13 protein-coding genes are annotated in these 6,310 nt (G+C 45.7%); all 13 read left to right on the forward strand.

From position 1 onward, the window contains the following. Positions 1–85 precede the first annotated feature (85 nt). The 13 genes from ABW391_RS16175 (at position 86) to ABW391_RS16235 (ending at position 6,069) form a co-directional block, all read left to right on the forward strand. Positions 86–265 carry a hypothetical protein gene (locus tag ABW391_RS16175; RefSeq protein WP_353482933.1) on the forward strand — a complete coding sequence of 60 codons (180 nt, stop codon included), beginning with the start codon at positions 86–88 and terminating at the stop codon, positions 263–265. 172 nt (positions 266–437) lie between these two features. Next, the gene (locus ABW391_RS16180; protein ID WP_353482934.1) at positions 438–1,145 is read left to right on the forward strand and encodes a hypothetical protein; all 708 of its coding nucleotides are present in this window, start codon (positions 438–440) and stop codon (positions 1,143–1,145) included. 51 nt (positions 1,146–1,196) lie between these two features. Next, on the forward strand, positions 1,197–1,427 hold the full coding sequence (locus ABW391_RS16185) for a hypothetical protein (protein WP_353482935.1): 231 nt from the start codon (positions 1,197–1,199) through the stop codon (positions 1,425–1,427). A 224-nt stretch (positions 1,428–1,651) separates the two neighbouring features. Further along, positions 1,652–1,888 (forward strand): hypothetical protein, encoded by a 237-nt coding sequence (locus ABW391_RS16190; protein WP_353482936.1) that lies wholly within the window; start codon positions 1,652–1,654, stop codon positions 1,886–1,888. Between the two features lie 2 nt (positions 1,889–1,890). After that, positions 1,891–2,166, forward strand: coding sequence for a hypothetical protein (locus tag ABW391_RS16195; RefSeq protein ID WP_353482937.1), 276 nt, complete (start codon positions 1,891–1,893; stop codon positions 2,164–2,166). A 64-nt stretch (positions 2,167–2,230) separates the two neighbouring features. Next, positions 2,231–2,569 (forward strand): hypothetical protein, encoded by a 339-nt coding sequence (locus ABW391_RS16200; protein ID WP_353482938.1) that lies wholly within the window; start codon positions 2,231–2,233, stop codon positions 2,567–2,569. Positions 2,570–2,751: 182 nt separating this feature from the next. Next, positions 2,752–3,762, forward strand: a complete 1,011-nt coding sequence (locus ABW391_RS16205; RefSeq protein ID WP_353482939.1) for a hypothetical protein — start codon at positions 2,752–2,754, stop codon at positions 3,760–3,762. Beyond that, positions 3,743–4,105, forward strand: a complete 363-nt coding sequence (locus ABW391_RS16210) for a hypothetical protein (RefSeq protein ID WP_353482940.1) — start codon at positions 3,743–3,745, stop codon at positions 4,103–4,105. Before ABW391_RS16205 ends, ABW391_RS16210 begins: the two co-directional genes overlap by 20 nt. Next, positions 4,102–4,329 (forward strand): hypothetical protein, encoded by a 228-nt coding sequence (locus tag ABW391_RS16215; protein WP_353482941.1) that lies wholly within the window; start codon positions 4,102–4,104, stop codon positions 4,327–4,329. The genes ABW391_RS16210 and ABW391_RS16215 overlap by 4 nt, the downstream gene beginning before the upstream one ends. Further along, positions 4,326–4,751: a gamma-glutamylcyclotransferase family protein gene (locus ABW391_RS16220; RefSeq protein WP_353482942.1), complete on the forward strand. Its 426-nt coding sequence runs from the start codon at positions 4,326–4,328 to the stop codon at positions 4,749–4,751. Before ABW391_RS16215 ends, ABW391_RS16220 begins: the two co-directional genes overlap by 4 nt. A 42-nt stretch (positions 4,752–4,793) precedes the next feature. Beyond that, a complete protein-coding gene (locus ABW391_RS16225) occupies positions 4,794–5,216 on the forward strand; it encodes a hypothetical protein (protein WP_353482943.1) in 423 nt (140 codons plus the stop codon). Between the two features lie 64 nt (positions 5,217–5,280). Then, entirely contained in the window at positions 5,281–5,553 is a 273-nt protein-coding gene (locus ABW391_RS16230) for a hypothetical protein (protein ID WP_353482944.1), read from the forward strand. A gap of 237 nt (positions 5,554–5,790) precedes the next feature. After that, entirely contained in the window at positions 5,791–6,069 is a 279-nt protein-coding gene (locus ABW391_RS16235; RefSeq protein ID WP_353482945.1) for a hypothetical protein, read from the forward strand. Positions 6,070–6,310 lie beyond the last annotated feature (241 nt).

Below are 6,310 nucleotides of genomic sequence, written 5' to 3' on the forward strand. Positions count from 1 at the left end.
GCCATCGTGGCACGTTTCACAAGGCTCAACCCGAACGTGATTTTGAAGCAGACATCACGGATGTCTCTAACTGGTAAGGAACTGTATGAACGAACTTGAAACTTTGTTGAAAACGCATGACTGGGGTCATGCAGGATATGTTACTCGTCCGGCAGTGGATCAAGCCATGCGAGCCACGGCAGGTGCAGAAGCTGCTGCACTGTGGGAAAAATACTGTCCCTGGAGCGAGACCAATGGCGGATACATCAACTGGAGCAAGCGATGAAAGTTTATAAAACATGGGATTTGAGAGCTACTACCCCCTAGGCAAATGAAAAAAGAAGTAAATCATTGACTGGAAAACAAAAACCAGTTATAATATGTCCACACTGTGGAAAATCTGGTGGTGCCCCACAAATGAAGCAATGGCATTTCAACAACTGTAAAAGGAAAAAATAATGCGTGTGTATATTTCGAAATATCGTGATCACTGGATCTCACCTTACACAATCTTGGACTATGCGTTCTTCTGGACTGACTGGTCAAAGCACAGTCGTGACAAAAGCATTCGTGGACTTGACACAAAATATATTGAGCATCCCGACTGGGTGGAACGCTGGAGTGACTACCTGACTCCTGTTAGTAATGCTATCCAATGGGTGTTGGATTGTGTACACCCAAAAATTGATTATGTTAAAATTGACTACTGGGACACTTGGAGCATGGATTCGACTCTGAGCCCGATCATCCTTCCCATGCTGAAACAACTCAAAGCGAGCAAGCATGGTAGCCCACATGTGGACGATGAGGATGTGCCCGAGCATCTGCGTAGCACCGCCGCACCGGCCAAAGAAAACGACTGGGACATAGATAGCAATCACTTTGTTCGTTGGGACTGGGTCATGAGCGAAATGATCTTTGCATTTGAGTGCAAGGTAGATGACTCCTGGGAAGATGCTTTCCGTTCAGGAGATCATGACATCACATGGATTCCTGTAGACAAGGACGGCAACGAAGTGCCCAAGGGCGAGCACAAGTATTATCAGATGGGCAAAGGCCCCAAGGACACCTACCAGTGTGACTATGAAGGTTTGGAAGCGGTAGAAAAGCGTATTCAAAATGGTTTTAGATTATTTGGCAAGTATTATCAAGCACTCTGGGACTGACCCAGACACTACCCGCTGTTCAACACCTCAAAGGAATCAATGTTCACTCAAATGGCTCAGCAACTGTTACAACGTCACGAACCCAGTGCAGAACCCAACTCGATTGATCTAGACAGCTATCTAGACTGGCAACGCAATCACACATTTGAGGCCCTACAAAACATACGTTATGGACAGAGTTTTTGCAATCACTTTGACATCACTGACAATCGTATTTTCTATGAACGTGACTGGACTCGCTGTGACAAACTGATTCGAAAAGAATGGCTGAGACGTCCTTAAACAGGGTCATTATAAAAAATGCCACAGCTGATGATGCAATCCGGCTCAAGTATCAGCTGATGCAAGATGGGCTGATGCAAGGGCAGGATTTTTCTTGGTCCTGGGTGAGATTGCAGGATCCCAACGATTTATATCCTGTGGTTCGGGTAGCACATTTTGATTTTGTGAATCCTGTGCTGGCCACATTTTACCAGCTCAAGTGGACATGAACATAATTAATTGTAATGCAAGTTGAACTGACAGGACCCATAACAGAGAGTCGTGAGCGCAAGAGCTTTGAGCACTCCTGTGAGATCAACAAAAAGCTGGGCACACTGGATCGCATGCTCAACTGGTGCAGAACCGAACTACTGAGCGACTGGCGATGGGAACTGGTGGGTTCGGGTGATGATCAGTGGCACTACATTTTTTATTTTGATACCGAACGTGATCTGTTTGCATTTACTCTACAGTGGCAATAACAATGAGCACAGAACAAGACAAATTTAATCACAGCAAGCGATTGCTCCGGGATGACAATGCTGTGAAAAAGCAGACCCGGATTGCAAAAACATATGGCGTGCCAGTTGACGAGCCACACAAGTTTGTGAAACGTCATGCCATGAATTGTGGCAATCCAAAGTGTGTGATGTGTGGCAACCCCCGTAAAACTTTCAAAGAGTTGACCCAGCAAAAAAAGCGACTGTTCCAGGATCTGGACCAGATTCGTGGAACCCCGTCCGCAGAAACTGAACAATAACCAAGTTGACTTCTATTTGCTATGGTGTTATAATAAAGCATATGACAAACACCGGAGCAGATCAATGAGTGACGAACGTGCAGGTATCTTTGCTGTGATGTGGGACTGTCATGGGCTCGAAGCAGTGCAGTCGGTTCCTAATCCTGCAGACATTACCTTTGCCCTGCTCCGAGGTGCCGAGCCCCCAGCCTTGCCCAAACTCATGCATTGGCAATTGCGGGCTCGTTACAACAGTCAGCGCCACTACGAAATTTACATAATCACAGCCACACCCGGTATTGGCGAGGATGACATCCAAGACATGTTTGAAGCCAGCCCGCAGACCGCAGCAGACACCATTCGACGCATAGGACAAAAGTACTACAGTGATCGCCGTGAACCCAGTCGTGTGGCAATCACCTAGTGGTTGACAAATATTCATAAGTTTGCTATACTTGTTTATCTTTAGCTTTTTTTGGAGTAAAAATTATGGCTCGTGCCAATGTGTCTAATCTGGTAGTAAATCCGTTTGTGCCGCCGCCCAAAGCAGTTCAAACACCAATGGTGTCAACTGGCAACATTTATGATCCATTGGTATCTCGGGCTATGGCAATTGCCAACGAAGTCGACATACAAGAGGCCATACATAATTTGCAACAACGACTGCAAGGTAAACAGTACACACAAGAACATTTTGGACGACTTGAACTACAGCCTGCAAGCCTGGTTGACATCAACATTGACATTCAACGACTGTTGGAAATTCCACATATTGGTAAAAATATCATTGAGCTGTTTGATCCAAGGATCATGCAACCACTCAATGTAATTTACATCAAAGAAACTGGTCGATACAGTGCGTGGGAGGGTCAACAAAGCGGAACAGCCTTTGCACTAATGATGCACTTTGGATTGATCTCTCCTGATACATTAATACAATGCAAAGTTGTAGATGACGATCTTGAAGTACCAGGATCTACTTTGATGGGCGAGGCAGTTGGTAATTATGGGTTTCGCTGTTTGAACTACAAAGGTCGCAAAGAACCTGATTTGTACTACATTTATAGAAGCATGGTCAATGGCGTTCGTCTTTATTACAGCACGTTGACAGAAGATTTACAGGCCAATGAGATACAAAACATATTGCAAAATCATAATATGTTTGCGGCTCCTGGACTTGAAGCAAGGGGGCAAAAAGCCAAACCAGGTATGGTCACTCACATCAGTGGCATGTTAAAATTGGCTGGACATGGTACAGATATCTTTGAGGAAAGCAAAGAAGATTTAGATTGGGTACTTGCCTGGCACAACAAATTCTATGCCAGTGAAAAAGGTGTAAATGGCGGTTATCTTTTAACCTTTGGAAGATTTGCCGCATTATGCCGCAAGCAAGAAATAGAAATTACCAAAGAACATGAACTTGAATTTTATCAACACATGAAACGCTATGGATCTCCCAAGGCGTTCCACGATGATTGCAAACAAAGATACAAAAAAGTATTTGGCGGCTGGGCCGATGCTTGCTTGTTGCCAATCTGGCAGAAAGATTATATGAAACGCGGCGGTACCTTGCCGTTGCCAACTATTGAGAACTACAATGAATACAAATCCCTTTGATTCACATGATTTCTATCTCTGGCGCCATCGTTTCGTAGATGATGACACTGATGCTATTATAACCAGAACCTGTTTTGGAATTACTTCCGATCTTGACAAGCGCCAAAATAGCTACGAAGGTCATGTGGGACATGCTATAAAGTGGGCCAGTTTGTGGCAAGGTCCTGAACGTCAAATACGCGAACTAGAGCACCGCCTCAAAGCCGCCTTCAGAGACTATCTAGTTGATGGACACAATGATTATGTTTATGAATGGGTAGATGAAACTATTCCGTTTGAAAGCATACAGAATTGGGTAGAGTGGGAAGTAGAAAATACCTTTGCTGATATTAAAAAATTATGAGCACACTAATATTCAACGGTCGTCCTTGGACAGTGTTTGACGCCCACAATCGGCTGCACCGTCAGTGGTTTGCAGAATTTCAACGAGATCGTACCTGGGGGCATTGTCCTGTGCGATTCATGTCCGATGACCGTGAAGGCGATCTGCTGACCATGATCCAACGCAGACTGATTGACTACTATCTTGCCAAGGAATTTGGCCTAGCAAAGAAATCACGAGCATGAACAATTCTCAACTGTATTTTGCCTACGGCATGAATACCAATCAGGACGAAATGGCCTATCGGTGCCCTGGTGCTCACAGCCTGGGTCATGCTCGACTGATTGATCATGCTTTTAGATTTGCTGTCCATGCGGATGTAGTGCCATGCTCAGGCAGTTATGTGGATGGAGTGTTATGGAGTATCACAGATCAAGACCTAGACCATCTGGATCAGCTAGAAGGTTACCCCACCTACTATGGCCGGGATAGTTTGAGAGTGAGTCAAGGATCAAGAATTGTTCAGGCCGTTTGCTACAGTATGCAATCTGGACATGCCGACTCTCCGCCCAGTACCGGTTACATGAACATGGTGCTGGAAGGATATGCTCAACACCATGTGCCAACTGAACAGTTATGGAATTCGGTCGAGCTGGTTGACCAATAATGCCCTTAATGCTATAATACACACAGCAACAAAGGACACAGAATGGAACATGCTTTCGAAGGACCTGCAAAAGCTCGTGAGTTTTTGAGCAGCCTCATGCCTTCCATGATCGGTCAACTGGGCTTAACCCGCAGTCGGCGAGCCTTGTTGGTAAAAATCACTCCTGATGTGCCGGACGGCATGGAAGGTGCAACCATGTACATAGACGTGGCAGACTGCTACTTGGTCCTGATCAAGCAGCCGCGGCGACTGACCAAAAGCTCACTGATAAACATGGCCACAACCCTGGCTCATGAAATGGTGCATGTGCGTCAGTTGGCCAAGGGTCAGTTGAAGTATCTGCCCCGTGAGGCCAAGCTCTGGATGGGACGCCGTTACACCAGCAAAACGCTCTATCTGGACCAGCCCTGGGAACAAGATGCCTTTGCACGCCAAGAAATGCTCATGCGGCGTGCTATTGAATAATCTGGTTGACCAATATTGCCCGAACTGCTATAATACACACATACACAGCAACAAGGAGCTCAAAATGAGTGCATTGACATCTTATGTAGACCGTAAAAACGCATTTTCCAAACTGTTTGGCCAGAAGCCTTTGAGCCTGCAAAATGCCCAAGATCGCAAACAAATTGCACAGAGCATTGATGCAGATCTTAGCCCCGAAAATCTTACCTGTGATGGTGAACTTCCGCGTAGTCAAGTGCAGGCTCGTTACACGTCATTGACAGCGGCTGCAACTGAGCTGGCCCGTTTGGACCCTGCGGCTGCTCGGGCGATTTATGAGCTGTACACGGGCGAATAATTTGGTTGACCAATATTTACCAAAATGCTATAATACAGGTTCAACAGCAGAAAACACACACATACCGCCGGATGAGACCACTTGGAAACAAGCGGGCTGGAGATAGTTGCATGGCAACTGAAGGTATGCTAGCTCAAACAGTGGCGCCGCTGGTAGAGTTAGGGTGTGCGATCTGCGGTTGACCAATATTGCCCGAAATGCTATAATACACACATACACAGCAAAAAGGAATCCGAAATGAGTTACTACATTATTGCCAAGGCTACTGGACTTATTGTGTCAGATGGCCCAAATCGTACCCGTGCCTACAAGACGTTTGGCTCAGCCTGTGCTACCCGAACTCGTGTTTGCCGCAAAGCAGGTTACACAGTTGATGAGCTGGACGTGGTAAACACTCAGACCTACAAGCCACGCCAGATCACTCGCAAGAACTTGATGAGTGGTGCAGAGTTCCAAGAGGACGTGAACACACCTTACTTCTGCTCGCCCTCGAGCGAAACTTACTGGAGCATGTAAATGAAAAAGATTACAAAAATGGCCAATCGTCTGGTCAAGGATTTTAATTATCTAGGGTACGAAGATTTGACCTTAGAAGACTTACGACACATCTCTACAGAAACTGGAGAAGAGTTTGGGCTAGTAGCAATGGTGATTTATTCAAAGACCTATTATTGAGACAAATAGGATGCCCAATATTCACCGAAATGCTATAATACACACATACAGCAACAAACCGGAGCAAGATATGAAGACTATT

It is taken from the genome of Haliscomenobacter sp. (assembly GCF_040403615.1).
GTDB lineage: Bacteria > Bacteroidota > Bacteroidia > Chitinophagales > Saprospiraceae > Haliscomenobacter.

Bases quoted from the DNA above. Each gene is read 5' to 3' on its own strand.
- ABW391_RS16175 (WP_353482933.1), top strand. From the start codon at position 86: ATGAACGAACTTGAAACTTTGTTGAAAACGCATGACTGGGGTCATGCA.
- ABW391_RS16180 (WP_353482934.1), top strand. From the start codon at position 438: ATGCGTGTGTATATTTCGAAATATCGTGATCACTGGATCTCACCTTAC.
- ABW391_RS16185 (WP_353482935.1), top strand. From the start codon at position 1,197: ATGGCTCAGCAACTGTTACAACGTCACGAACCCAGTGCAGAACCCAAC.
- ABW391_RS16190 (WP_353482936.1), top strand. From the start codon at position 1,652: ATGCAAGTTGAACTGACAGGACCCATAACAGAGAGTCGTGAGCGCAAG.
- ABW391_RS16195 (WP_353482937.1), top strand. From the start codon at position 1,891: ATGAGCACAGAACAAGACAAATTTAATCACAGCAAGCGATTGCTCCGG.
- ABW391_RS16200 (WP_353482938.1), top strand. From the start codon at position 2,231: ATGAGTGACGAACGTGCAGGTATCTTTGCTGTGATGTGGGACTGTCAT.
- ABW391_RS16205 (WP_353482939.1), top strand. From the start codon at position 2,752: ATGGCAATTGCCAACGAAGTCGACATACAAGAGGCCATACATAATTTG.
- ABW391_RS16210 (WP_353482940.1), top strand. From the start codon at position 3,743: ATGAATACAAATCCCTTTGATTCACATGATTTCTATCTCTGGCGCCAT.
- ABW391_RS16215 (WP_353482941.1), top strand. From the start codon at position 4,102: ATGAGCACACTAATATTCAACGGTCGTCCTTGGACAGTGTTTGACGCC.
- ABW391_RS16220 (WP_353482942.1), top strand. From the start codon at position 4,326: ATGAACAATTCTCAACTGTATTTTGCCTACGGCATGAATACCAATCAG.
- ABW391_RS16225 (WP_353482943.1), top strand. From the start codon at position 4,794: ATGGAACATGCTTTCGAAGGACCTGCAAAAGCTCGTGAGTTTTTGAGC.
- ABW391_RS16230 (WP_353482944.1), top strand. From the start codon at position 5,281: ATGAGTGCATTGACATCTTATGTAGACCGTAAAAACGCATTTTCCAAA.
- ABW391_RS16235 (WP_353482945.1), top strand. From the start codon at position 5,791: ATGAGTTACTACATTATTGCCAAGGCTACTGGACTTATTGTGTCAGAT.